This is a genomic window from Bacteroidia bacterium (genome assembly GCA_019695265.1).
Classification (GTDB): Bacteria; Bacteroidota; Bacteroidia; order JAIBAJ01; family JAIBAJ01; genus JAIBAJ01.
Map to the genome: position 1 here is coordinate 12,445 of JAIBAJ010000001.1, position 25,442 is coordinate 37,886.

Consider the following 25,442-nt stretch of genomic DNA (forward strand, 5'->3'; position numbering starts at 1 on the left):
GCTATTACTGAGTTTAGAAGCCTCACTTGGCTATTTGCTTTTGTACGATAGTGAACAAAAAAGGCCGATAATTATAAACTATCGGCCTTTTTATTAATTAATAGCAGTTTATTCTTTCACTATTCGTTTGGTAATACTTGCCTCATTTACCTTAATAGTTACGAAGTAAATACCTCTGGATAATTCCGAAAAATCTACTTTACGCACCACCAGACCTGTACCATCAAGCATCACTGGATTTACAACTGACTTACCCAACATATCTGCAAAGGTAACTTCTACTTTAGTTGAAGGAGCCAAAGTTGCTTCGATAAAGAAGCTGGAAGAAGCCGGGTTAGGATACATGTTTAAATCAGTAACTCCATTTAACTCTTCAATTCCAATGGTATTTGGTTTTAGGACAAAGTTAAACACCAATGACGTATCAAATCCACAACCAGAGCTATCTTGAGTTACAACGGTATAAGCACCAGTTTGTGTAGCTACATATTGCTGATTAAATGCTCCCGGAATAATGGTTCCATTAAAGTACCATTGATAACTGATGGCTGCAGGCATAGCTTGAAGGGTATCGTCAAATGAAACTATGTAAGGATCAACGCTGGTAATCACAGTTACATTAATTGTGTTAGATGTGATACCGCCGTTGTTCGGCAAAGTAGGATCATAAGGATAACAATCGTTATAGGCTGTTACAAAATATGAACCTGACACATTGGTAATGATATCTTCAGTAGTTGAACCGGAAGTCCAAACATAATAATCAAATCCTGAGGTAGCATCTAGACCAACTTCATTTTCAGAACCTGTTCCTTCGCAGAATATAACCGGACCATCAGGAACAATGGTTAAGCTGCTTGGGCTTAAACTAACATAGATAGGTTGTGAAGAACCAACACAACCATCGGAATTAGTAACCGTAACTACATAAGTACCCGGTTGAGTAATTGTAACGCTATTAGTAATATCTGACGGACTAGTTGACCATTGGTAAGCAGTGTAAGTACCTACAACGGTATAGGTAATTTGATCTCCCACGTTACATAACAAGGAGCTATTGGTACTGGAAGTTACAGTTGGCACAGGTGTGGTACCGACCGTTACAGAATAAGGGGAGGAAGTGGCCACACAACCAGCGGGGTCAGTAACAGTTAAGGAATAGGTACCTGAGCTAGTAACGGTTAAAGTTGGGGAGGTAGCACCACCCGGACTCCAGGAATAAGATGCAGCACCTACAGTAGTTCCATCTAAAACAACCGGTTGACCGGAACATACTACTGATCCACCAGTACTTGAAATAATATTAATTTGAAGGGTCGATCCAGATTGAATAGTTATTGCACCTGAAGTAGCAGAACATCCATTGGCATCAGTTCCGGTAACGGTGTAAGAACCGGACTGAGTAACGGTAATTGTTGGAGTTGTTGCTCCTCCGGGATTCCAAACATAAGTGGAAGCTCCAGAAGCAGCTAACACTACAGATCCATTACAGAATTGAGTTGGACCATTAGCAACTGCTGAAACAGAAGGGTTTGACAATATTGTTACAGTAACTGGAGCAGAAGTTGCACCACAACCAGGGATAGCTTCACCATAAACGGTATAAGAACCACTGGTTGAAACAGAAATAGAAGCCCCTGTTTGGTTACCAGGAGACCAAGTATAGGTTGAAGCGCCTGACGCTGTTAAGGTTACCGATTGTCCTTGACATACTTGAGTGCTTCCTTGAGCTACTGCAGTAACAGTTGGAATAGCAACTTCGGTTACAGTAACAGGAGCTGAACTTCCAGAACAACCTGCTTGAGAAACTCCGACTGAATATTGACCTTGAGTTACAACAACAGTTTGGTTTGTACCAATAATGTTATTATTACTTAAATCAGTCCAAACGTATTGTGTATAACCTGTTCCGGCATCTAAAGTGGTATTACCACCTTGACAATATTGAAGAGTTCCTGTCACGACAGGAGTAATAGTTGAGGACTGAGTAACCGTAACAGAGGCGGAAGTACCTGTACAACCATTTGCATCTGTAACAGTTACGGTGTAAGAACCATTAGCAGCTGTTATAGTTTGCGTAGTTTCACCATTTGGAGTCCAAGAATAAGAAGTAAATCCGGCACCGGCATCTAAGGTAGTTCCCGGTGCTGATGGGCAATAGGTTAAACTACCGGTAATAGTTGGTACAGGAGCAGTTCCTTGGGTAACAATAATAGTATCAATACCTGAACATCCGGATGAATTCACTACTTGAACCCCATAAATTCCGGGAGTGCTTGTAGTGAAAGTTTGGTTGGTTTCACCTGGAATAGGAGTAGGTGTTGTACCTACTGCAGTACCCCATTGATAAGTTGTATATCCTGTTCCGGCATCTAATGTTACAGAACCGCCGGGACATAGAACCGTATTTCCTGTAATGGCGAAGGTAACCTGACTGCTTTGAGTAACGGTAACAGGAGCAGAGGTTCCAGAACATCCATTGTTATCGGTTACAGTTACTGTATAAGTTCCTGCTGGAGCGGTAACAGTTTGGGTTGAACCTGAAAAAGAACCTCCATCAGACCAGGAATAAGTAGCAAATCCGGCACCTGCATCCAAGGTGGTTCCGGTAGTACAATAAGTTAAAGAACCTGTAATGGTAGGTGATGGAGAAGGAAGTTGAACAACGGTAATGGTATCAATACCTATGCAACCAGAGGCCAAATCAACTTGAGCACCATAAATGCCTGGTTGAGTTGCAGTGTAAGTTTGATTGGTTTCACCAGGAAGGATAGTAATACCTGTGGTAATAACTGCCCAAATATAGTTAGAACCAGCACCTGCATCAAGAACAGTAGATCCACCTGAGCAAATTGCTGTTGTGCCTGTTATCGTAATTGGAACAGTGTCATTCTCAATAACAGCAACTAAAGCTGAGCCTACACAACCATTGGCATCAGTAACTGTTACGGCATAAGTTCCCGCACCTAAGGTAGCAGTTTGGGTGGTACTGTATGGCGGAACCGGTATTGGTAAGGCATCAGTCCATCCATAGGAGGTATAACCTGGACCAGCATCAAGAACAGTAGTTGCGCCAGGACACACGGTTAAGTTACCGGTAACTGTAACGTTAACAACAGTTTCTGTTACTGTAACTGAGCCTGTTCCGGTACAGCCAAAAGCATCAACAACGTTTACGGTATATGCTCCTGAACCAACTGTTACAGTTTGGTTAGCATCGGTAAAACCATTAGGTCCTGTCCAGGCATAAGTAGAATAACCTGCACCTGCATCCAAGGTGGTGGTAGTTCCTTGGCAAATGGTTGTGGTGCCAGTAATATTTACAGTAACACTTCCGCTTACAACAGTTGCCGATGAAGAACCTTGGCAACCATTCGCATCAGTAACTGTTAAGTTATAAGTACCTGCAGCAGTAGCTGTAATAGTTTGAGTGGAGGCTGTGAATCCGGATGGGCCGGTCCAGGCATAAGTTGAAAAACCTGCTCCACCATCCAAAGTTGTTGAACTTCCGTTACAAACATTTAAATTACCAGTGATAGTTGGAGTAGGACCAGCATTGACAGTTACTGTAGCTGATGCTGTACCTGTACAACCACCTGAATTAGTTGCACCCACGGTATATGTTCCGGCAGCAGTTGCCGTAATGGATTGAGTGGTTGCAGTAAATCCATTAGGACCGGTCCAAGCGTATGATGTAAATCCAGCACCTGCTGAAAGTGTTGTTGATGCTCCTTGGCAGATTGTAGTAGTACCGGTAACACTTGTAGAGGCCGGAGTAGGAGCAGTATAAGTAAATTGGGCATTACAAGCTGACGACCCAGAGAAAACAGCATTTACTGTATGAGAAGCTCCATCAGCAGTTACACCGGTGATAGTAAAGTTATAAGGTGAAGTAAAAGGAGCATTAATAACTGTTTGATTTGCTCCATCTGAGAAGGTTAGGGTACCCGTAGAAGGAGGGTCAGTAAAAGTTATGGTACCAGTTACGTTATAGGTATTTGTACCTGCCGTGCAGGAAGCCCCAGAACCTGTAAAAGCTGAGATATTACAAAGTGCATTACAAGTTGTACTTCCGGTACTACTTGGATTCTGACTGAAGGTAATATTAGTTGCACCACCATTATAATTGGTAATAAGAATGAGGTAATATTCACCGGCTTGAGCATTAGGGATAGTTAATGAAAACGTTGCGCTGGCAGCGTAATCACAGGCTATTGGAGCCAAACCGGAAAGACTTGAACATCCGGTTGAAGGATCGGAAAAAGGTCCCCAAATTGCTCCATCCACATCAATTCCGCTGGAATTGCTTTGGTCGATTGCAATGCTTCCACTTGTTCCAACCTGGAAATAATACCAAGCCGGATTAGGTCTGGTGGAGAGACATCCATAGTTAGGCCCTGTTTCTGCTGTTCCGCCTGAGGTACCAGCAGGAAAAGTGATAGCACTACTTAAGCAAGCACCACCTGCACCTGCGCAGGTTGTAGAGGGCCCAGGAGGAACCACAATAGCACCACAGCCTATGGTTGCAGTAAAACCGGCATTTTGAACAGATCCATCAGATGTAAAACGAAAAGTTAAACATCCACTAGTTGAAGTAACAGTTCCTGGCGAAGTGGATCCGGTATACTGTCCGACTAAGGTTGCACTTGTTGAAGAACCATCATAAATATAGAGGTAATCGTAGTTACTTTCCAAATTGAACGCACTAAAAATAGCATACATTGGAGTTGCGCTTCCATCACCGCAAATGGTTACAGTGTAATCTTCATTTGCAGAATAGGTTGAACCCGAACCACCACTATCATAAAAGTTGGCACTACAAGAATTCACCGTTCCACCTTGGCTAACCAAAATTGTTTGCTGGGCTTGAGCAGATCCACTTAAAAAATATAAACCTGCTAAAGCTACGATTGCAGTATAAAATTTATTCATTTTCGTTAGGTATGGGAATATTAATTCAGTTCTACAATAATTGGTCTTTGGGTTTCAACATCATATTTCATGATAAGACTAGGCAAACCGGGTGTCCACAACTTATTAGTTGGAGAAGGTTTACGCTGGTATTTCTCTCTTAATTCATTAGCAGAGTAAAGTTCAATGATAGTTCCATCATACACTTCAATCTTCCTGCGTTGATCCAATAGACGAAAACGCTCCAAATCAATCACTTGCATCATTTTCAAGGTATGATCCTTACTTTCTGGGCTCACTACTTTAACAAATTCGAAATGTGCTTTTGGGGTTGCAGTTTGAGCTAAAACTGATCTAATCCCTACTATAACCAATAGGAACAGAACCGATACTACTTTTTTCATTGAATCGTAAAAATTTTAATCCGCAAACATATTTAAAAAAATCCAAATACCAATAACCTAGAAATTATTTGGGTTGCTAACACCTTATTTGACATCCCCCACCTCGAAAACCGTTTATTTAACAGGGCTTTCGAGTTGATTTCCACCCCTAAAATCCAAAAAGTTTTTAACAAAGTGGCAGAAAGTGGGAAAATGTGGGAATTTCCTCCTTACTTTTACCAACTGAAAATTTTTCATGGCCATTTTAACCGGAGAATATGATTGCACAATGGACGCCAAAGGCAGGCTAGCACTGCCTTCCGGCTTATTGAAGCAATTACCGGAAAGCACCCGTGGAAAGTTTGTAGTAAACCGTAGTGTTTTTAAACGTTGTTTGGTTTTATACCCTTTAGATGCTTGGGAGAAAATTGTTTCTGACATCAATGGGCTTAACCGATTCAACAGAAAGCACGACGACTTTATTCGGCAGTACAGCAATGGAGCTACCACCTTGGAAGTGGATGCCAGCAACAGGGTTTTGTTACCCAAACGACTTGCTGCTTATGCCGGAATCGAAAAGGATGTTGTTTTAGCTGCCCATGTGGACAATAAGGTTGAGATATGGAGCGAAAAAGCATACAACGAATTGATGAATAGTTATGACCCTGATGCTTTTGGAAACCTTGCTGAAGAAGTTCTAGGTGGAGGAAAGCCAAACACAGAGGAGTAATGTATCATAAACCCGTTCTTTTACAAGCGTGCCTGGATGGACTAAACATCAGGCCCAACGGAACATATGTTGATGTGACCTTTGGAGGAGGGGGGCATTCGAAAGCTATTTTGGAAAAACTTGGCCCAAATGGTAAATTAATTGGATTTGACCAGGATTCAGATGCTTTGAAAAATGATCTGAACGACCCCAGATTTACGCTCATCCACAGCAATTTTAGGTTTATAGGCAATCATTTGGAATATCTAAAAGTGCTTCCAATTGATGGAATTCTAGCCGATCTTGGAGTATCCTCCCACCAATTTGACCAAGCATCCCGTGGATTTTCCATTCGGATGGATGGCCCTTTGGACATGAGAATGGATCAAAGTGCAAATCATTCTGCATTTGATTTTATCAATAAAGCCTCTAAAGAAGATCTTATAGAAACCTTTAAAGAATTTGGAGAAATTTTCAATGCCGGTAAAGTGGCAAGTTTGATAGTTTCTCACAGAACGAAGGAACCAATAGAATCAACCTTAACCCTCACCGCTTTGGTAGAAAAACTCGTGCATCCCAAGGATAGAAATAAATTCTTGGCTCAAATTTTTCAGGCCATCCGAATTAAGGTTAATGCAGAAATGGAGGTTTTAAAAAACCTTTTGGAAATAAGTCCGAGCCTATTAGGACCGGGAGGAAGACTGGTTTTTATTTCCTATCACAGCCTGGAAGATAGAATGGTCAAAAACTTTATAAAAACAGGTAACACCAAAGGGTTAGAAACTAAGGATGTATTTGGAAACACCCAATCTCCTTTTAAAAATCTAACCACAAAACCCATAGTTCCGGAAGAAATAGAATTAGAACAAAACAACCGCTCCCGAAGCGCCAAGCTTAGGATAGCTGAAAAAAAATAAAATGAGTAAAAGCAAATTCTCTAAAACCTTGCTCAGTATTATGGATGGAAGTTTTCTAACTACAGAAAATGTAGTGAAGAATCTTCCTTTCATCCTCTTTGTGATGGGCTTAGGAATTTTCTACATAGCCAACAGCTACTATGCTGAAAAAACAATCATTCAAATTAATAAAACCGGAAATGACCTCAAAGAACTTCGTAGTGAGTATATCACCGGGAAAAGCGATTTGATGAAAAAAAGCAAGCAGAGTGAAGTAGCCACCCTCGCTATTCAAAACAATCTCAAAGAAAGTATTGAGCCCCCAAAAAAAATAATTATTAAAAACAACTAGTGGAAGCCAAAAACGACATACTGTGGAGAGTGTACCTCACCGGTGCAGGAATGTTCCTATTCGCTTTTGCTATAATTGGAAGGGTAGCATATCTGCAATTCGCTCAAGGAGATTATTGGAAAGCAAGAGCAAAAGTGCTAACCACACGAAAAGAAGTAATCATCGCAGAACGAGGAAATATCTTTTCAGCTGATGGCAACCTTTTGGCTACCTCTTACCCAATATACGAACTACGGTTTGACGCTGCTACAGGTGCGGTGAAGAAGGAAGAATTCGACGAAAAAGTAGATAGCTTGGCCCTCGGATTGCATAAAATCTTCAACGATAAACCCATCAAGCAAATCAAACAAGAACTGGTTCAGGCCAGAAAAAGAAAAGACCACTATTTCCTCCTAAAAAGAAATGCTACTTACGGACAGTTAAAAAAGGTAAAAGCTTTACCCATATTCAACCTTGGTAAAAACAAAGGAGGCCTTATAGCCATTCAAAAATCAAGAAGGGAAAAACCATACGGAATTCTGGCATCCCGGACAGTTGGATATTCCATCAAAGGCAAAAAAAACGTAGCGGTTGGACTGGAAGGTTACTACGATAAATTACTATGTGGAAAAAATGGATCTAGGTTGATGCGAAAAATCGCAAAAGGTGTTTGGAAACCGCTTCATTCAGAAAATGAGATAGAACCACAAGATGGATTTGATGTGGTGTCAACTATTGATATAAATATTCAGGATGTTGCAGAAAATGCATTAATGAAACAAATGGTACAGCACAATTGCGACTATGGCTGTACTATTCTGATGGAGGTTGCTACCGGAGAAATTAAGGCTATTGCAAACTTAAAAAAGGATGAAACCCAAGAGGGGCTTTACCGTGAAGCTGAAAATATTGCTGTTGGAAAAGCAACTGACCCAGGTTCCACCTTTAAACTTCTTTCAGCCATGGCTCTTTTGGAAGAAGGTATTAAACCAACCGATTCATTCAATACCTCCGGCGGCAAAATCACCTTTTGTAAAGATGTAACCATTCACGATAGTCATGAAGGCGGATATGGCACAATTAGTTTGCAAAGAGCTTTTGAGGTATCCAGTAATGTGGCGTTTGCCGGAATGGTAAACAAGTATTTTGGCAAAGGAACAGCTCGGGGTCCTCAGACCTTTATTAAACATATATATAACACCGGAATTCACCAAAAACTAGGTATAGACATCCCGGGAGAAGCCAGTCCGTACGTAAAAAACACAGAAGATAAATGGTGGAGCTGCCCTACCTTACCTGAAATGAGTATTGGTTATGAGGTATTAATTACTCCACTCCAAACTCTTACCATATACAATGCTATAGCCAACAATGGTGTGATGGTAAAACCACATTTCATAAAAAGAATTTTGAATAAAGGAGAAGTAATTAAAGAAACCAAACCTGAAATTATTAATCACCAGGTATGCAGCCCTACAACAGTTGCAGCTTTAAAACAAATGATGGAAGGCGTGGTACAGAGCAAAGGTGGAACTGCCAGTAACTTGAAAGGATTAAGTTACACCATTGCAGGCAAAACAGGAACTGCGGTAGTTGCGGATGATAACAGAGGATACAAAGGCGCTAATGGAAAAATATACAGAGCAAGCTTTGTTGGATATTTTCCAGCAGACAAGCCACTTTATACCTGTATCGTACTAATCAACAATCCTACGGAAGGAATATACTACGGTAATGTTATCGCCGGTCCTGTTTTTAAAGAAATTGCAGATAAGGTTTATTCCACTTCCATTAAACTTCATAAAGAACTTGAAACAGATAGTTTATTCGCAACTCAAGGGCTACCTGCGATTAAAACTACCTATGCTCACGTTGCTAATACCTTAGTTTCTAAAACCAATATTCCAGCTAAAAACCCAAGCGAACCAGATGCACTTTCTGAAACGATTAACACACAGAACTATGTGCAACTAAAAACAAGGACCATTCCGGTAGAAAAAGTACCTGATGTAAATGGAATGGGAATCAAGGATGCGCTATTCATCCTGGAAAACCTGGGTTTGGAAGTAGAAACCAGAGGCTTCGGTAAAGTTAACTCTCAAAGCATACCTCCCGGAAGCAAATTAGTGAAAGGTCAAAAAATAACCTTGAATTTCTCTTAGAATGAAACTCCTGTCTGAAATATTATACAAAGCCGGTTTAGTAGAGGTTGTAGGGACCACTCATCTCGCCGTGACTTCTATTTGCTTCGACAGCAGAACAGTGGAGAAATACAGCCTGTTCATTGCTGTAAAAGGCACAGCAAGTGATGGGCATGCATTTATTAGTTCATCCATTGAAAGAGGTGCCATAGCAATTGTTTGCGAAGAAATGCCATCTGAATTTAAAGAAGGCATTACCTATGTTCAGGTAAAAAACAGTTCCTTGGCTTTAGGAATAATAGCTTCCAACTTCTACGATTCACCTTCCTCCAAATTGAAATTGATTGGAGTTACCGGTACCAACGGGAAAACTACCACTGTAACTGTTCTATTTAACCTATTTACACAACTTGGTTATAAGTGCGGCTTGATATCCACCGTGAAATACATGGTTGGAAAAGCGGAATTACCATCCACTCACACAACCCCCGATGCCATTAAACTAAATGAGCTTATCGGATTAATGGTTTCTGAAGGATGTCAATATTGCTTCATGGAGGTTAGCTCACACTCAGTAGTTCAACACCGAATTTCTGGACTTGAATTTAGTGGAGGCATATTTTCAAATCTAACTCACGACCATCTGGATTATCATGGAACATTCGAAAATTACCGAAATGCCAAACAAGAATTCTTTACTGGTTTAGGTGAAAATGCCTTTGCATTGGTAAACAAGGATGACAAAAATGGTCTCCTAATGTTCCAAAACTCAAAAGCCAGCAAAAAAACCTATGCTTTACAATCCATGGCAGATTTTAGATGTAAAGTCATAGAAAACCATATCAGTGGTCTAATACTTAATATAGATAATACCGAAATCCATACCCGACTGGTTGGAAGTTTCAATGCATACAACTTAACAGCAGCATACGCCACAGCAATGCTCCTGGGTATTGAAAAAATGCATGCACTAACTGCATTAAGTCTGGTAGAACCTCCTCCAGGTCGTTTCCAAACCATTAAATCTCTTAATGGAATAACCGGAATAGTAGATTATGCACATACCCCCGACGCATTAGAAAATGTATTAAAAACCATTCAAGAATTGCGACAAGGAGGGGAAACCCTAATAACAGTAGTAGGTTGCGGTGGAAATCGCGATGCGGCAAAAAGACCCATCATGGCAAGAATTGCTGCCAACCTAAGTGACAAAGTTATACTCACTTCCGACAATCCAAGAAATGAAGAACCGGAAGAAATCTTATCCCAAATGAAGAAAGGATTAGAAGGGGATAACATTAGAAAAGCCATAACTATCACCAACCGGCATGAGGCTATCAGAACTGCTGTTATGATGGCCGGGCCAAAGGATATCATCCTGGTTGCCGGAAAAGGACACGAAAACTACCAAGAAATCAAAGGCATCAAACACCCCTTTGATGACCTTCTTGAATTACAAAATGAATTTAAAAACCTGATCTAAACCATAACCAATGCTTTACTACTTATTCGATTTCCTCGACAAAGCGTATGACCTCCCTGGTGCCGGTGTGTTTAAATACATCTCTTTCAGGGCTGCATTGGCTCTATTAAGCTCCTTGCTTATTACCATGATTTGGGGTAAAGATCTTATCCGATTCCTACGGGTTAAACAAATTGGGGAAACAGTCAGAGACCTCGGACTTGAAGGCCAAATGAAAAAACAAGGAACTCCAACCATGGGAGGCCTCATTATCCTAACTTCTATCCTAATCCCAACCCTGCTATTTGCCAAACTTGGCAATGTCTACATCATTCTAATGATAGCCTCTACCATTTGGCTTGGCTTAATCGGTTTCATGGATGATTATATCAAGGTTTTCAAAAAAGATAAAGAAGGTTTACCCGGACGACTAAAAATCGTAGGACAAGTAGGTATCGGATTAATTGTTGGAATTACATTGTATTTCAACAAACATGTAGTAATAAAAGAGAAACTGGTACATGGTTCAGAATCCATCACTACACAGGAAATCAGTGGCAACCAAAATCAAACAGCCTTTTTCAAAGAATCGGTTTATGCCAAAGAAAATACAAAATCCTTAAAAACTACGATTCCATTCTTCAAAAACAACGAATTCGACTATGCCGATTTAATTACCTGGATTAGTGAAGATTTAAGAGATTATGCTTGGCTAATTTTTATTCCTATCGTAATTTTTATTGTAACTGCGGTATCCAATGGAGCGAATATTACCGATGGACTGGATGGATTAGCAACCGGAACTTCTGCGATAATAGGTGCCACGTTAGGAATCCTGGCCTATGTAAGCGGTAATACTGTTTTTGCAGACTATCTCAATATCATGTATTTACCTAGCACCGGTGAACTGGTGGTATTTATGTCAGCCTTTGTTGGAGCCTGCGTTGGTTTCCTTTGGTACAATTCATTCCCGGCCTATGTATTTATGGGAGATACCGGAAGCCTTGCACTTGGAGGAATCATAGCCGTATTCGCCATTGCCATTCGAAAAGAATTACTCATACCAATTCTATGTGGAATTTTCTTGGTAGAAAACCTTAGCGTAATGATGCAGGTTAGCTATTTCAAATACACCAAGAAAAAATACGGAGAAGGAAGAAGAATTTTCAAAATGTCTCCACTTCACCACCACTACCAAAAATTAGGATACCACGAAAGCAAAATTGTAAGCCGCTTTTGGATTGTAGGCGTCATGCTGGCTGTATTAACCATTGTAACCTTGAAACTACGCTAACATGTCGGCTAAACCATATATCGTAATTCTAGGCGCCGGTGAAAGCGGTTGTGGGGCTGCATTGCTTGCTCAAAAGCAGGGTTATGAAGTTTTCGTTTCGGACAAAGGTTCCATAAAGGAGAAGTACAAAACCTTCCTTAACCATCACCAAATTCCATTTGAAGAAAACCAACATTCGGAAGATAAAATCCTAAACGCCTCCGAAATAATCAAATCTCCCGGAATCCCTGAAAAAGCTCCCCTGATAAAAAAATTACGGGAACAGAAAACAAGCATCATTGACGAAATCGAATTTGCTCTTCGGTATACGAATGCCAAAATTATTGGGATTACCGGCACCAACGGAAAAACAACCACTACCCTACTTACTTACCATATTTTGGAAAAAGCAGGTTACTCGGTAGGTTTAGCCGGAAATGTTGGTAAAAGTCTTGCATTGCAAGTGGCGCTCGAAAACTACGAATACTACGTTGTGGAACTAAGCAGCTTCCAATTGGATGGCATGATTAATAGCAGAATTCACATTGGCATTCTCACCAATATAACTCCAGATCATTTAGACCGCTACGAATACAAACTGGAGAACTATGTGAACTCCAAATTCAGAATTCTACAAAATCAAACCGAAACCGATGCATTTATTTATTGTGCCGACGATGAAATAACTGCAAAGGCTCTTCAATCCATACAACTAAAAGCACAAGCTTATCCGATTTCCATTAAAACCAAAGTGGAACAAGGAGCTTACCTCGAAAACAATCAAATCATCATAAAAACCCCAAACTCAACTTTTAACATGTTTATAGAAGAATTAGCACTACAAGGAAAACACAACACCTACAATTCAATGGCCGCAGGTGTAACAGGAAAATTGGTCGACATCCGCAATGAAAACGTTCGCCAAAGCATGAGCGATATGGAAAGCGTTGAACATCGAATGGAACCGGTTGCAAAAGTATTTGGCATTCAGTTCATTAACGATAGCAAAGCGACCAATGTAAACAGCACCTGGTATGCATTGGAAAGCATGCAAACCCCTACTATTTGGATAGCCGGCGGACAAGACAAGGGAAATGATTACAATGAATTACGCGACTTGGTAAAAGCCAAAGTAAAAGCTATTGTATGCCTTGGAAAGGACAATTCCAAAATCATTGAAGCATTTAAAGACCTGGTACCCAACATAGTGGAAACGGATAATGCCGATGATGCTGTCCGTTACTCCTACAAATTGGGTACAAAAGGCGATACAGTTCTCCTTTCTCCAGCTTGCGCCAGTTTTGACTTGTTTGAAAATTACGAAGACCGCGGAAAGCAATTCAAAAGAGCCGTTAGAGCACTTTAAGCCTGTCTTCATTTCGGAAATCCAAGTTAAACGTAGACCTATTGGGGTGGTCTTTGATTTGACTTGGATTTTTTTTTGCCCAAATGCTCATCATCAAAGGGATAAATATGCTACTTTGTTTTAGTATTTGGGGGGCCCCATTCGCATAAAAGTTAACACTATTACAAAAATCAGAACGGCTCATGGTCGGGCTTTCGTCGTTACTCCTCGGTTCGTTGCTAAGGCAACGCACCTGTGGGGTAACATCCTCAATCCCTGCCCCGGGTGCAAACCCAAAAAACGTCGCATTGACCATAATGTATTGCTGTGCTACCGGGCTATTCAGTCTTAAACCGATTGCAAATTATCCCAAAATTGTCAATAGAAATTTTAAACTACGTTTCGAGACAAGTGTTAGTAAGGCTTTCAAGTAATTTTTACCGAGAGAACATTATGTAAGACCTATTTAAGAATTAGCCTTATTGGTAAAATTAGGTCTAACATAATGTAACCTCGGCACTAACTAACACTAGCTCGGGGTTAACCCGAATCTCCCCACATCCCACCGAATTTGTCAATTGTTCCCTTCGTTTCAAATGACAATTTTGGTATTAAGTGGATATTTACCCTGAATAGTTGCAATTATTTTTCTTAATACAATGAACCTTCCTTGAAGAGGACAAAAAGACACCGTTAATTGTTGGGTCAAAAGTTAGCCGAATGGGTTACGCATCGGGCAACGATAGAGGCAAGTAGCTCCAAGCCAACGCAGCGATTAAGCGGAGTTGGCTTGGACTACAGCCGATAGCGTGACCCGAACGCCTTGCAAGTTATTAAGAGATTTGCAAAAATTTATTCAGGCGGAGGGGGCCCGCATAAAAAGTATTAAAAAGGAAATTATTCAACCAGGATGAAATAACAGCGGACCTAATATCCGTCTCCATCTAACAAATTACCAAGGCCGCCTAAGATGCTACCTTCTTCCTTTCCCCTGTGGGTTCCATATTCTAAAATTCTACCGGCCAATCGGCTAACAGGCAAGGACTGCACCCATACTTTTCCGGGACCTCTTAAAGTGGCAAAAAACAAGCCTTCACCACCAAAAACCATGTTTTTCACGCCTTTTACGAACTGAATATCATAATCGACATTCTGAGTAAAGCCAACAATACAACCTGTGTCAATTTTCAATAGTTCACCGGGTTGAAGTTCGCGTTCAATAATATGTCCACCTGCATGAACAAAGGCCATTCCGTCACCTTCCAACTTCTCCATAATAAAACCTTCTCCACCAAACAATCCGGTTCCTAGTCTTTTTTGAAATTCAATTCCTATGCTAACCCCTTTGGCAGCACATAAGAATGCGTCTTTTTGGCAAATGATTTTACCACCCAATTTGGATAAATCCATGGGAATAATTTTCCCGGGATAAGGGGCAGCAAAAATGACCCTCTTCTTCCCTTGACCAACATTGGTAAACGCAGTCATAAACAAACTCTCCCCTACAATTAATCGTTTACCGGCAGAGAATAACTTGTTCATAAATCCACCGCTATTTTGCTGGGAGCCATCTCCAAAAATGGTTTCCATTTGAATGGCTTCATCCATCATCATAAAATTGCCGGCTTCGGCAATTGCAGTTTCCTGAGGATCAAGTTCTATTTCAACAACTTGCATTTCCTCTCCAATAATTTTATAATCGATTTCGTGGTTTTGCATGTTACGTTTTATTAAATGGTAAAATATTATTTGTTTTTGGGAAGGTTATAACCACGTTGTTTGGCCATATCCTCTAATCTTTTCTGAAAATTTGATTTTGTGGCAGGCTTCTTTTTGTTCTCCTCAATTTTTGCCCGAATGGCTTTTTCATCCACCAAAAAGCGAAATGCATATTGTTGTCCAAAGGTCAATAAGTTACCCAAGGTATAGTAATATGCCAAACCACTGGATTGACTATTCATTACCCCAAGGAAAATAACCGGCATCACATACATCATTATCTTCATTTGTTTAGCCATCATATCGTCTCCACTGGGTTGCATTTGCATATTTACCATAGAATATAAAACTGTGGTAATAGCCATTAAAATTGCAAACAGACTTACGTGATCGCCATAAATGGAGTTAATAATTGGAACATAGCCAAAGTCCCAAATACTGTCGTAACTTGACAGATCGGTGGCCCAGAGAAATGATTCGTGACGCAACTCAATGGCAGCGGGGAAAAACCTAAACACTGCAAGTGTAATAGGTAACTGCAACAACATGGGCAAACATCCACCCAGTGGATTTACGCCTGCCTTGCGGTACAAAGCCATTTGTGCTTGTTGTTTTTCTAATGGATCCTTGCCCTCAAATTTTTTATTAAGCTCCTCAATTTCAGGTTTCAAAACCCTCATTCGGGCACCACTTAAATAGGATTTATAGTTAAGTGGAAACAAAACCAATTTAACAATGATGGTCAATAAAAGAATGATTATTCCATAAGAAAGGTTCAACTTCTCCAAACCATAAAAAATCCAAATTACTACCCGATTTATCCAACCTAAGATACCCCAACCCAAAGGCACCAGCTTTTGCATGTTGTATTTGGAAAGGGTTTCGTAATGGTTGGGTCCAAAATAAAAGGAAGCAGCATAGGATTCAGAAGGTTTATGATTGTATGGAATTGGGAAAGTAGCTGAAATGGTTTTTACATAGGCCGAATTTTCATCCATCTTGGTTTCTACATTAATAGGACCTGAAATGGCTTTTGGGGCTAGAAATCCGGAACTAAAAAACTGTTGTTTGAATGCAATCCAATTCAACTTGTTTGGTATGGTTTGCTTTTCAGATTTACCTTCATTGATATAGTCTGTTTCTTCGTCCTCAAATTGCCAATAAACCGTACTGGCAGCACGCTCATTTTTCAGGCTTTTTTCCAATTGAGGTTGGTTAACAAGCCATTCTAAATCCAGGGTATTGCTACGCTGCTCAATAACATTGTTTAATCCAACAAAGTTTATTTTAAATCCAACCAAATATTCTGAACCTTTCAGGGTATACACGTATTCCAGATACTTTTCAGGAGCAACCTCCAACCGAATAGCGAACGAAGAGGAATCATTTCCCTGCACTAAAATGGGTTTGGAATTTGGCTTAAAAAACAAATCGCCGGTATTAACTACTTTGTTGTTTTCAAAAAAGCTTAATCCGAATTTGTTTTCATCACCACTAAATAAAACTAAGGGCTTTTTATTTTCATCATCATACTCCTTTAAAACCACCGATTTAACTCGTCCACCTTTGGAGCTAATATTAAGCTTCATTAAATCATTCTCCAAGGTATAAATTTCTTCCTTGCCCATTAGGTTGGCCCCAAATGCGCCATATTGTTTTACTAAAACAGAGTCGGGCAAAACAGAGTCCTTGGGAGAAGGAGATGTTTTAGCAACGGTTTCAGCAGCTTTTTTAGCAAGGGTTTCTTTTTGCTTTTCTACCAAAGCAATAGAATCTTGCTTTCGTTTTGCTGCTTCTATTTCTTCTTTGGAAGGCTGGTTATATATGGAAAAGCCAATAAAAATGGCCATAATTAAAACCAGTCCTATGATTGAATTTCTATCCATGCGTAGTCTAAAATCGGGCGGCAAAGATAGTTTGGTAAGGCTGTGTTTTTTCGATTGTTTGTTAAAAAAATACAGAATTTTTGGAAGTTGTAAATTTTACCCTACCAGGAGAATTTTTAATACCCTTTCCAAATTAACTTTGCCTACCTACTAACCACATGAAAGAGCATTTCAAACGCTTGTATCGATACGACTTTTGGGCGACCAAGGTATTATTGGATTACTTGCTGCAATCCAATCAGGTAACCGAAAAATCCCAATTATTAATTTCCCACCTTGTTTCTGCCCAATCCATTTGGTTATCAAGGCTATGCGGCACAACATTTAGCGGTGGAATTTTTGAAATACTGCCATTGGAAACTGTGTTACAAATGGCTATAGACAATCAGGGAGCCATGCAGGCATACCTGGATACCATGGAAGATAGCAAGTGGGGTTTGTTGTTGGAATACAAAAGCCTTAAAGGCGAACCATTTTCCAACACTTTGGCCGATATACTAACCCATTTAGCAAATCATGGCAGTCACCACAGAGCTCAGATCTTAAGCGACATGAAAGTAGTTACCGGACAAGTCCCTGTTTTAGATTATATTGCATTTGCCAGAATTAATTCTTAATTGCATTGGATCAGCCGGAAGTTTCAATTATTATTGTCAATTACAATACCTGTGATTTACTTAGGAATTGTATTGCCTCTATCTATAAACATTCAAAACCGGTTGAAATTGAAATCCTAGTTGTTGACAATGATTCAAAAGATCAAAGTGAACAAATGGTAAAAACTGAATTCCCCAAGGTTAAATGGATTCAAACCGGTTACAATGCAGGATTTGGCCGGGCCAATAACATGGGAATAAGGGCCGCCAAGGGTACTTATGGACTCATACTCAATTCAGATACCGAATTTTTCGAGCAAACCTTACCCGTTTCCCTGCAATGCCATCGGGAATTGGAAAAGAAAGGACCTGTTGGGGTAAGCACCTGTGCTATGGTGGATGGAGAAGGCCATGTTTTATTTAACTCAAATACCAGAACCCCATTCATAAAGAAACTTTGGAATGCCAATCCTTTGGTAATTGCCATTCAAACTAAATTAGGAATTAAACAGGTAGACATTTATCAGGAACGGTTAGCCATTCATTCCAAAAACCATGAATCAGAATGGATTGGTGGAGCTTTTTTATTATTCAATTTATCTGTATTTAAAGAATTGAATTTGTATTTAGATGAAGATTTCTTTATGTATGGGGAAGACATTGAATGGTGTGAGCGAATTCGCAGAAATGGATTAAAGCACTATTTCTATGCGGATACAAAGGTTTTGCATTACGATGGAGGGAGCCCCAACCCTTCGCGCAACCGCATGGCTCAAGTAATTATTTCCGGATGGTTATGTATGAAAAAAATCAAAGGAAATGCCTATTTCTTCGTGTATTGCCTTTTATTCCTATTCAATTACGTATTGGATGAAATCTTGTTTCGGCTGGCAAAAGCGCAAAACCGAACTACAGAAATGGATACCAAAGCCAAGGGAGAAAGAATTTTTATTTGGAACCTGCTTAAAACTTATTTTTATACCATTGCTATGCGTTACCGACGCAACCCTTCTTCCGCAAAGAACTATTTAAAATATGCCAATACGACGAATTAAGCAGCGTTTTGATCTTGCCCGGGAGCAGAAAGCCTCCTTGGAAAGCATTAAAAAGGATTTGGCAAAAATCAGGGCTAAATTTCCCTACCTTGTTCTTACGCCCAAGCCCACCGGTATGAATTACAGAGGAATATTCAATGCAACTTTAGGTTTATTTGGAGAAGCTTGTTTGGAGATACCTCAATATTATTCCAATTCATTGCTATCGGATAAACAAAATCTGGATTGGATAATGCTTTTGGCAGAACTAGAATTTGAACAAGTGATCGCTAGCGGAACACATCCTTATTTTATGGATATTCTGCATGAGTATAAACATGTTAGCGCCAAACCAACCGGCGCTATTTTCCATGGTGCTTTAACAGAATTAGCCGATGACCATCACAAACTTGCCTCCTTCAATAAGTTCTCCAATTTGGTATCGGAAGGGGTTATTGATAAAATTGGATTTGTAAAAAAAGGATTGGCAGAAACCTTTGCCGGCTTAAAAAACGTTCGATGTTATCCACTTTACCTTAAAACCAAACTTCCGTCGGAAACCTTACCAACCAAACCAAGCAGGGAATACCCAATTATTGCGGTACCCGGGGTGAGCAATTTCAATAAAAACATTCACAACCAGGTTGCAGCAGCATTATTGGTTAAAAATTCCAAGGTATTTGTTTGGGGAAATGAACAAGATTTTAAAATCTGGAATGCCGGTGACCGAATTGTTTACCAAAACCACAGCGGGCATGCGGATTTTTTAAAAGTACTTTCCCAATGCGATGCAACCATGTACCTTTCCTTTAGTGAAAGTTGGGGGCAAATAATCACCGAAAGTCTTGCTTTAGGTATTCCTTGTCTTTGTTCGGATACCAATCCTATTTTGGATACTAACCCGGCCTTGAAGGAATTTCTTACCATTTCGGCCAACGATAATCCTTTCCTGATCAGCCAACGATTGGAGCAAGTTTTGGAGAAAGGCGAAGCATGGAAAACAGAGATGAAAAATCAGGTAGTATTTTTAAATCAATTGGCCGAAGAAAAGAAAGAAGCATTTATTCAAGATTTAAATTCAAGCAACTTCCATATACTTCCTCCTTCCAAGACAACGGCGACGGGGAAACTAAATCCATTTAAATAAGATGAAAACCATACTCATTACCGGAGCAACTTCAGGAATAGGATTTGAAACGGCAAAAAACTTAGCGGGACAGGGCCATTCCATTGCTATTGTTGGCAGGGACAAGGCAAGAACCGAAGCTGTTGTATCCACCTTAAACCAGGTAAACCCCAAGGGGAACCACCTGGCATTTGTAGCCAACTTAAGTTCTCAGAAACAAGTTAGAGCCTTGGCAGAACAAATAAAATCCAAGCTCACTGCTTTAGACGTTCTGGTAAACAATGCAGGAACCTATTTTACCGAACAAACCTTCTCCGAAGAAAAGATTGAACTAACCTGGGCTACCAACCATTTAGCCTACATGCTGCTTACTTATGAATTATTACCCCTTTTAAAGGCGGCACCCAAGGCTAGAATTGTGAATGTCGCATCCCACTCCCATTACAAAGGCAAAATACATTTTGATGATATTTCCCTTTCAAAAAGCTGGAATGGTTACAAAGCCTATGAACAAAGCAAATTAGGCAATGTATTGTTTACCATGGAGTTATCGGAGCGATTGAAAAACAGCGGTATTACGGTTAATGCTTTACATCCGGGAGTAGTAAAAACAGACATTGCTTCCAAAAATGGGGCTTGGTATGCCAAGTTGTTTTGGGGACTTGTAAAAAACATTGTTGCCATTCCGGTTGAAAAGGGAGCAGCAACCTCTATTTATTTGGCGAGTTCGGCAGAAGTAGAAGGAATAAGCGGACAATATTTTGATAAATGTAAACAAAAATGGCAAAGTAGGTTTTCGCAAACTCCGGGCTTAAAAGAGCAATGCTGGGAATTTAGTTGCAGGCAGTTGGGAATTCCGGTGAATTGGTAAAAATCTGCCTCTGAAGGCAACTGTAATGGTTCAGTAAAAAGTTCGTTTCATGCAATACCTACCGGGTTTGCACCTCGGGCAACGATAGAGGTAAGTAGCCCACAGGAGCACGCGGCGCTAGCCAAGTGCTACGAGGACTACAACCGATAGCGTGACCCGAACGCCTTGAACCTAAACCAGGAAGTTTCGATTCAAAGTTGGTGGGCGGAGGGGGCCCGCATCCAAAATAAAAAATAAAAACCCGGGGGAAAAATTGACCTATTTACCGGTAGCCAACTCTTTATTAGGAGCCAAAGGAATTGGATTTAAGGTACAATCGAAGGGCTTGATATCGGTGTTTACGTTTTTGAAATTATTGGGTCCATCAACATTGGCGAAGGTTGCAGAACCGTTATTTTTGATACAAATACGATTTTCTGCAGCCACGGAATTGGTTTTAGGATCAACCACGGAAGGGTCGTAAAAGCCATCAAAAATGATATCCGGAATGTTGTTACCAAAAACTCCGGCCAATAATCTACCTATTTGGCGAGAAGTATCGGGCAAGCAGGTTTGACGCTTAATTTCATTGTCGTGGATGTAAACCGCATAGGTAAAAGGGTTGTAAAGTGTATCGTTGTATTCTTTGCCTGAGGTAAGGAAAGATGCTACACAAATGCCCAAGGTATTGTTGTTAATTACCTTATTAGCAGTTAGTTCTACGTTATTATACGCCATAACCAACATACCCATACCGGCGGGCACCAAGGCTACTGTATTTCCGGGAGGGGCAAAGTTTGGGAGGTTATTTTCGTGTACATTGTTATTGTGTACAAACACATCTTTTCCGTTTTTAACGGGCACTTCAGGCATATCGAACACCATTATTCCACCGGTATTGTTCCAGGCTTCGTTTTCATAAACATCGGCGGCGGTGCAATTTTCGATTTCGATACCAGCCACATTTTCATGAACTTTGTTGTTGCGAACGATAACATTTTTGGATTGTCCCACATAAATACCTGCATCGGAGGCTCCGTACACATCGCAATTTTCAATCAAAACACCATCGCAGGTTACAGGATAAAGTCCGTAAGCACCGTTGGTAATTTTTGGACCTTGAGTCCAGCCAACCCTCACATTTCTAACAACCAGGTTTTTAGAATTTTGGATTTTTATCGCATCACCTTTTGCATCTTCAACGGCAAAGCCTTCGAGGGTGCAATTTTCAGCTTTTATACCTAAACCTTGGGGTCCTTCGGATTGATTAGCAAAGCTTAGAATGGTTTTATCGGGGCCTTTACCTTTGATGGTAACGTTTGCCACACCTTCCATTGTAAGACCTCGGGTGAAGTTAAACTTCCCTTCCGGCAATTCGATTACATCGCCTGGTTTAGCATTAATAAATTTCTCTTGAATTTCTTTGTATACGGCATCATCGGTTGCGGAAGAGTTGCCACAGGAAGTAATTTGGAAAGCTAAAAATGCAGAGGCTGCCAGGTACAGGAGTTTTTTCATGAGGATAAATGAGTTGGGTGGACGAAAATAAGCATATTTCTTTAGAATATTATGGTGTTGAAAAATACCTTACCGGGCAGAGGCCATAAAATCTTCAATATGATCGGCTTCAATTGGAATTTGCTCCATTAAATCGACCGGTTTTCCCAGTGTCACCAAAATATTATTTTCTATTCGAATTCCCAGGTTTTCCTCCTTGATATAGATTCCGGGTTCACAGGTAAACACCATACCGGGTTGAATTGGGGCAAAACGATCACCTATATCATGCACATCCAAGCCAAGAAAATGACCGATACCGTGAGGGTAATATTTAAAAAAGGCAGGTCGTTCGGGGCTGGCATTTTTCACATCGTTGGTGGTTATAAGCCCTAACGACAGCAGTTCATCCTGTATCATTAATCCGGCGGCCTTTCTCAAATCATCCAAGGCTTTACCGGGAACCATCAGATCTTTTATTTGGCGGTGCACTTTTAGCACCGAATTATACACCTCTTTTTGACGTTTTGTAAATTTCCCGTTTACCGGAATACAACGAGTTAAATCGGCGTTGTAATTGGCGTAGTTTGCACCAAAATCCATCAGAATCACATCCCCATCCAGACAAGGCTTATTGTTTTCGATATAATGTAAAACACAAGCACTACCGCCGGAAGCAATAATTGGTTCATAAGCATGGCCGGTTGCCCGATTGCGGATAAATTCATGGATTATTTCGGCTTCAACTTCATATTCCATCACGCCAGGTTTCACAAACTTCATAACCCTTTGGAAGGCTTTATCAGTGATATCGATGGCTTTACGCAACAGATCCACTTCAATTGAAGATTTGATAGCTCTGAGTTCGGCCATGATAGGGCCAGAGCGATGGTAATTATGTAGAGGAAATTTGGCTTTTAATTCATTGGCGAAACGTAAATCTTTGTAAGGAACCATCCAGCCGGAGCGATCATTTTCATTGAGATTCAGATACACATTTTCGGCATGATTCAGAACATAACTCAGAATGGATTCAAAACTTTCTACCCAAACCACTTTTCGGATACCAGAGGCCTGGGTTGCCTCGGCTTTTGAATATTTATGACCTTCCCAGGTTGCCAAATGCTCGTTGGTTTCAACTACAAACAATACCTCCCTGTAATCGTGATTAGGGCAATCCGGTGCCAAAATAAGGATGGATTTTTCCTGATCAATTCCTGTTAGATAGAAAAAGTCGGAGTTTTGTCTAAATGGATAAACTGCATCACCATTCAAGGGCATTTGATCATTGGAATGAAAAATGGCCACCGAATTGGATTTCAATCGGTTTTTGTAGCGTTGACGATTTTCAACAAATAAATCCGGAGATATGGAAGTATACTTCATGCTTAAGTTTGGTCAAAGGTAAAATTTTGACCTGGTTACCAATTAAAAATACAGAATTTCCTATTTCACATGCACCACCTTTCTGCTAAGCATGTGGGTGGGAGAAGAAATCATGATGCCATACACGCCCGGAGTTAATCCCAATTCAGAGGCATTAAGACCAATGGAATGTTCACCCGGATTCAGTTCGGCTTGTAGCAAGAGTTTATTTTTCTCATCCATGCCGCACAGTTCAATTCGAATTTGTTGACGTTCAGCCAGGGTAAATTTCATTTCGGCATTCCGGCTAAATGGATTTGGGAAAATAGACACTTCGGAAATAGGGCCGGCTGAAACCGGTAATTTATGAATGGACGTATTAGAGGTAGAATCGGCATCTTTGAATATGGTAAAATGATCGATAATTTCGCCATAAGCATTCAGGTGCCTACCATCGAGGCGATTATCGTTGATATCCATTACAAAGGAACCAACGCAGGTATCACAGCCATAACCGACGTACATGGCGGGATGGTTTAAAGGAGCAGAATCGTCGCTGCTTCCGGAATTACCACAAACCACATACACGGTACCCCGATTAGCATTAGAACCTAAGGTGTGCTTATGATAGGCCTGGTCTTGGTCTTCCCTTCCTGAACCGGCATCCAAAACCATAGTTTCCGGATTAAACGAAGGCAGATCTGAATAAAACCCTTGGAGCAAGTAAGAACGTTCATAAACATGACTATGCCCGCAGACAATCAAATCCACACCATATTGTTCCAAAATAGGGGTAATATTTTCTCTCATGGCTTTCATGTAAACTTCCCAAAACGCATCGGCATCGTGACTGCCGGCTGTGTAGGGTGGTTGATGGAAATAAGCAATTACCCAAGGTTTGGTATTTGCCTGCAAATCGGCGTGCAGCCATTGCGTAAAGGGAGAAGAAGAAAAACCGGAAAGTAAATTAACACCAATCCAGTCATCAGAAGGAACAAACAAAGAGCCAATTTCCGAATTAAGGGAGAGGAAGTGAGCATTTCCATAATCATACGAATAGTATAATTCATGGCCTGAAGCAACACCGCCGCTTTCTCCATTTCTAGGCACTTCGGCCAAATCAAAATAGGGGCCGCTATGTTCGAGGGGAGGTTGAGCATTAGTAACCGGTGAAACAGAATTGTAATCGTGGTTTCCGGGAGAAGGCATAAAAGGAAGGAAATTAAAAATGCTATCATACCCATTAACCGGATCAAAAACCTTGTTTTGAAATTCTTCGTCAGTGCCATCGTCATAAGCATTATCTCCCATCCAAATCCAAAGGTCTGTTTCTGCTGCTCCCGGATATTTCATGTAAGCCCGATGGCATTTACCTTGTTTATCGTTGCCCTTTCCAAAATCGCCGATTCCCCAAACTCTTATTGGTTCAACTGTACCTGGTGTTGGCCAGGTTTTAAACCGGTGCAAACTATCCCCACCTTCAACAATGGCTCCGGCTGAATCAGCAATAGCATAAAAATAGGTTGTTGATGGCTGCAAACCCGATATTGTTACTATGTGATTGGTGGCAGTGCCGGGTACAGATGCAGAACTAGACAAATCGGCGGGACTTAACCCATATTTAACATTGGAAGAAGTGGCCGAATCGCTTCGCCACATCACTTTGATGCTATTCCAATTCGGACTTTGCAGGTAAGGTCCGCGGATAATGGATTGAGAATAAAGAGTTGAGCTGGCAACCAAGGCCAAAAGGGTAAACAGTTTTTTCATGCCACAGGAATGGTCAAATATAGAAAATGATCGGCAATTGAGTTAAAGAGAATATAAAGTTTTTGGTATAAATTTCAGTTGACATCCGTATAAAAATGCCGGATGAAGGGCCACCCGGTTGCGTGGAGACTAAAATATGCCTTACTTT

Annotated in this window: 18 protein-coding genes; 11 read left to right on the forward strand and 7 right to left on the reverse strand. The window is 40.6% G+C overall.

Annotated elements, in window-relative coordinates; all coding sequences use genetic code 11:
• Positions 1 to 108 precede the first annotated feature (108 nt).
• Both K1X82_00080 and K1X82_00085 read right to left on the reverse strand, forming a co-directional pair.
• On the reverse strand, positions 109 to 4,932 hold the full coding sequence (locus tag K1X82_00080) for a T9SS type A sorting domain-containing protein (protein ID MBX7180480.1): 4,824 nt from the start codon (positions 4,930 to 4,932) through the stop codon (positions 109 to 111).
• A 20-nt stretch (positions 4,933 to 4,952) separates the two neighbouring features.
• Positions 4,953 to 5,315 carry a hypothetical protein gene (locus K1X82_00085; protein ID MBX7180481.1) on the reverse strand — a complete coding sequence of 121 codons (363 nt, stop codon included), beginning with the start codon at positions 5,313 to 5,315 and terminating at the stop codon, positions 4,953 to 4,955.
• 235 nt (positions 5,316 to 5,550) lie between these two features.
• Here K1X82_00085 and K1X82_00090 point away from each other — a divergent pair, with 235 nt between their 5' ends.
• Genes K1X82_00090 through murD form a run of 7 tightly spaced genes read left to right on the forward strand, consistent with a single transcriptional unit; the run spans position 5,551 to position 13,472 of the window.
• On the forward strand, positions 5,551 to 6,024 hold the full coding sequence (locus K1X82_00090; protein MBX7180482.1) for a division/cell wall cluster transcriptional repressor MraZ: 474 nt from the start codon (positions 5,551 to 5,553) through the stop codon (positions 6,022 to 6,024).
• Complete coding sequence (gene rsmH, locus K1X82_00095) at positions 6,024 to 6,920, forward strand: 16S rRNA (cytosine(1402)-N(4))-methyltransferase RsmH (protein ID MBX7180483.1); 897 nt, start codon at positions 6,024 to 6,026, stop codon at positions 6,918 to 6,920. Before K1X82_00090 ends, rsmH begins: the two co-directional genes overlap by 1 nt.
• Before the next feature lies 1 nt (position 6,921).
• The gene (locus K1X82_00100; GenBank protein ID MBX7180484.1) at positions 6,922 to 7,251 is read left to right on the forward strand and encodes an S-adenosyl-methyltransferase; all 330 of its coding nucleotides are present in this window, start codon (positions 6,922 to 6,924) and stop codon (positions 7,249 to 7,251) included.
• Positions 7,251 to 9,392, forward strand: coding sequence for a transpeptidase family protein (locus K1X82_00105; protein MBX7180485.1), 2,142 nt, complete (start codon positions 7,251 to 7,253; stop codon positions 9,390 to 9,392). Before K1X82_00100 ends, K1X82_00105 begins: the two co-directional genes overlap by 1 nt.
• A 1-nt stretch (position 9,393) precedes the next feature.
• The gene (locus tag K1X82_00110; GenBank protein MBX7180486.1) at positions 9,394 to 10,854 is read left to right on the forward strand and encodes a UDP-N-acetylmuramoyl-L-alanyl-D-glutamate--2,6-diaminopimelate ligase; all 1,461 of its coding nucleotides are present in this window, start codon (positions 9,394 to 9,396) and stop codon (positions 10,852 to 10,854) included.
• 10 nt (positions 10,855 to 10,864) lie between these two features.
• Entirely contained in the window at positions 10,865 to 12,127 is a 1,263-nt protein-coding gene (gene mraY / locus K1X82_00115; GenBank protein MBX7180487.1) for a phospho-N-acetylmuramoyl-pentapeptide-transferase, read from the forward strand.
• A gap of 1 nt (position 12,128) precedes the next feature.
• Positions 12,129 to 13,472, forward strand: a complete 1,344-nt coding sequence (gene murD, locus K1X82_00120) for a UDP-N-acetylmuramoyl-L-alanine--D-glutamate ligase (protein ID MBX7180488.1) — start codon at positions 12,129 to 12,131, stop codon at positions 13,470 to 13,472.
• Between the two features lie 906 nt (positions 13,473 to 14,378).
• On the opposite strand, the gene K1X82_00125 is transcribed toward murD, so the two are convergent.
• On the reverse strand, positions 14,379 to 15,170 hold the full coding sequence (locus K1X82_00125; protein MBX7180489.1) for a TIGR00266 family protein: 792 nt from the start codon (positions 15,168 to 15,170) through the stop codon (positions 14,379 to 14,381).
• Positions 15,171 to 15,196: 26 nt separating this feature from the next.
• A complete protein-coding gene (gene yidC / locus K1X82_00130; GenBank protein ID MBX7180490.1) occupies positions 15,197 to 17,056 on the reverse strand; it encodes a membrane protein insertase YidC in 1,860 nt (619 codons plus the stop codon).
• 158 nt (positions 17,057 to 17,214) lie between these two features.
• On the opposite strand from yidC, the gene K1X82_00135 reads away from it, so the two are divergent.
• From K1X82_00135 to K1X82_00150, 4 genes are read left to right on the forward strand one after another with little or no spacing between them, the layout of a single operon-like run.
• Positions 17,215 to 17,673, forward strand: a complete 459-nt coding sequence (locus tag K1X82_00135; GenBank protein MBX7180491.1) for a hypothetical protein — start codon at positions 17,215 to 17,217, stop codon at positions 17,671 to 17,673.
• 5 nt (positions 17,674 to 17,678) lie between these two features.
• The gene (locus K1X82_00140) at positions 17,679 to 18,707 is read left to right on the forward strand and encodes a glycosyltransferase family 2 protein (GenBank protein ID MBX7180492.1); all 1,029 of its coding nucleotides are present in this window, start codon (positions 17,679 to 17,681) and stop codon (positions 18,705 to 18,707) included.
• Positions 18,688 to 19,833 carry a glycosyltransferase gene (locus tag K1X82_00145; protein ID MBX7180493.1) on the forward strand — a complete coding sequence of 382 codons (1,146 nt, stop codon included), beginning with the start codon at positions 18,688 to 18,690 and terminating at the stop codon, positions 19,831 to 19,833. The genes K1X82_00140 and K1X82_00145 overlap by 20 nt, the downstream gene beginning before the upstream one ends.
• Before the next feature lies 1 nt (position 19,834).
• The gene (locus K1X82_00150) at positions 19,835 to 20,683 is read left to right on the forward strand and encodes an SDR family NAD(P)-dependent oxidoreductase (protein MBX7180494.1); all 849 of its coding nucleotides are present in this window, start codon (positions 19,835 to 19,837) and stop codon (positions 20,681 to 20,683) included.
• Positions 20,684 to 20,941: 258 nt separating this feature from the next.
• On the opposite strand, the gene K1X82_00155 is transcribed toward K1X82_00150, so the two are convergent.
• From K1X82_00155 to K1X82_00165, 3 genes are all read right to left on the reverse strand, one after another.
• On the reverse strand, positions 20,942 to 22,180 hold the full coding sequence (locus tag K1X82_00155) for a right-handed parallel beta-helix repeat-containing protein (GenBank protein ID MBX7180495.1): 1,239 nt from the start codon (positions 22,178 to 22,180) through the stop codon (positions 20,942 to 20,944).
• Positions 22,181 to 22,249: 69 nt separating this feature from the next.
• Entirely contained in the window at positions 22,250 to 23,545 is a 1,296-nt protein-coding gene (locus K1X82_00160; GenBank protein ID MBX7180496.1) for an aminopeptidase P family protein, read from the reverse strand.
• 60 nt (positions 23,546 to 23,605) lie between these two features.
• Positions 23,606 to 25,294 (reverse strand): metallophosphoesterase family protein, encoded by a 1,689-nt coding sequence (locus K1X82_00165; protein MBX7180497.1) that lies wholly within the window; start codon positions 25,292 to 25,294, stop codon positions 23,606 to 23,608.
• Positions 25,295 to 25,442 lie beyond the last annotated feature (148 nt).

Bases quoted from the DNA above. Each gene is read 5' to 3' on its own strand.
- K1X82_00080 (MBX7180480.1), bottom strand. From the start codon at position 4,932: ATGAATAAATTTTATACTGCAATCGTAGCTTTAGCAGGTTTATATTTT.
- K1X82_00085 (MBX7180481.1), bottom strand. From the start codon at position 5,315: ATGAAAAAAGTAGTATCGGTTCTGTTCCTATTGGTTATAGTAGGGATT.
- K1X82_00090 (MBX7180482.1), top strand. From the start codon at position 5,551: ATGGCCATTTTAACCGGAGAATATGATTGCACAATGGACGCCAAAGGC.
- rsmH (MBX7180483.1), top strand. From the start codon at position 6,024: ATGTATCATAAACCCGTTCTTTTACAAGCGTGCCTGGATGGACTAAAC.
- K1X82_00100 (MBX7180484.1), top strand. From the start codon at position 6,922: ATGAGTAAAAGCAAATTCTCTAAAACCTTGCTCAGTATTATGGATGGA.
- K1X82_00110 (MBX7180486.1), top strand. From the start codon at position 9,394: ATGAAACTCCTGTCTGAAATATTATACAAAGCCGGTTTAGTAGAGGTT.
- mraY (MBX7180487.1), top strand. From the start codon at position 10,865: ATGCTTTACTACTTATTCGATTTCCTCGACAAAGCGTATGACCTCCCT.
- murD (MBX7180488.1), top strand. From the start codon at position 12,129: ATGTCGGCTAAACCATATATCGTAATTCTAGGCGCCGGTGAAAGCGGT.
- K1X82_00125 (MBX7180489.1), bottom strand. From the start codon at position 15,170: ATGCAAAACCACGAAATCGATTATAAAATTATTGGAGAGGAAATGCAA.
- yidC (MBX7180490.1), bottom strand. From the start codon at position 17,056: ATGGATAGAAATTCAATCATAGGACTGGTTTTAATTATGGCCATTTTT.
- K1X82_00135 (MBX7180491.1), top strand. From the start codon at position 17,215: ATGAAAGAGCATTTCAAACGCTTGTATCGATACGACTTTTGGGCGACC.
- K1X82_00145 (MBX7180493.1), top strand. From the start codon at position 18,688: ATGCCAATACGACGAATTAAGCAGCGTTTTGATCTTGCCCGGGAGCAG.
- K1X82_00150 (MBX7180494.1), top strand. From the start codon at position 19,835: ATGAAAACCATACTCATTACCGGAGCAACTTCAGGAATAGGATTTGAA.
- K1X82_00155 (MBX7180495.1), bottom strand. From the start codon at position 22,180: ATGAAAAAACTCCTGTACCTGGCAGCCTCTGCATTTTTAGCTTTCCAA.
- K1X82_00160 (MBX7180496.1), bottom strand. From the start codon at position 23,545: ATGAAGTATACTTCCATATCTCCGGATTTATTTGTTGAAAATCGTCAA.
- K1X82_00165 (MBX7180497.1), bottom strand. From the start codon at position 25,294: ATGAAAAAACTGTTTACCCTTTTGGCCTTGGTTGCCAGCTCAACTCTT.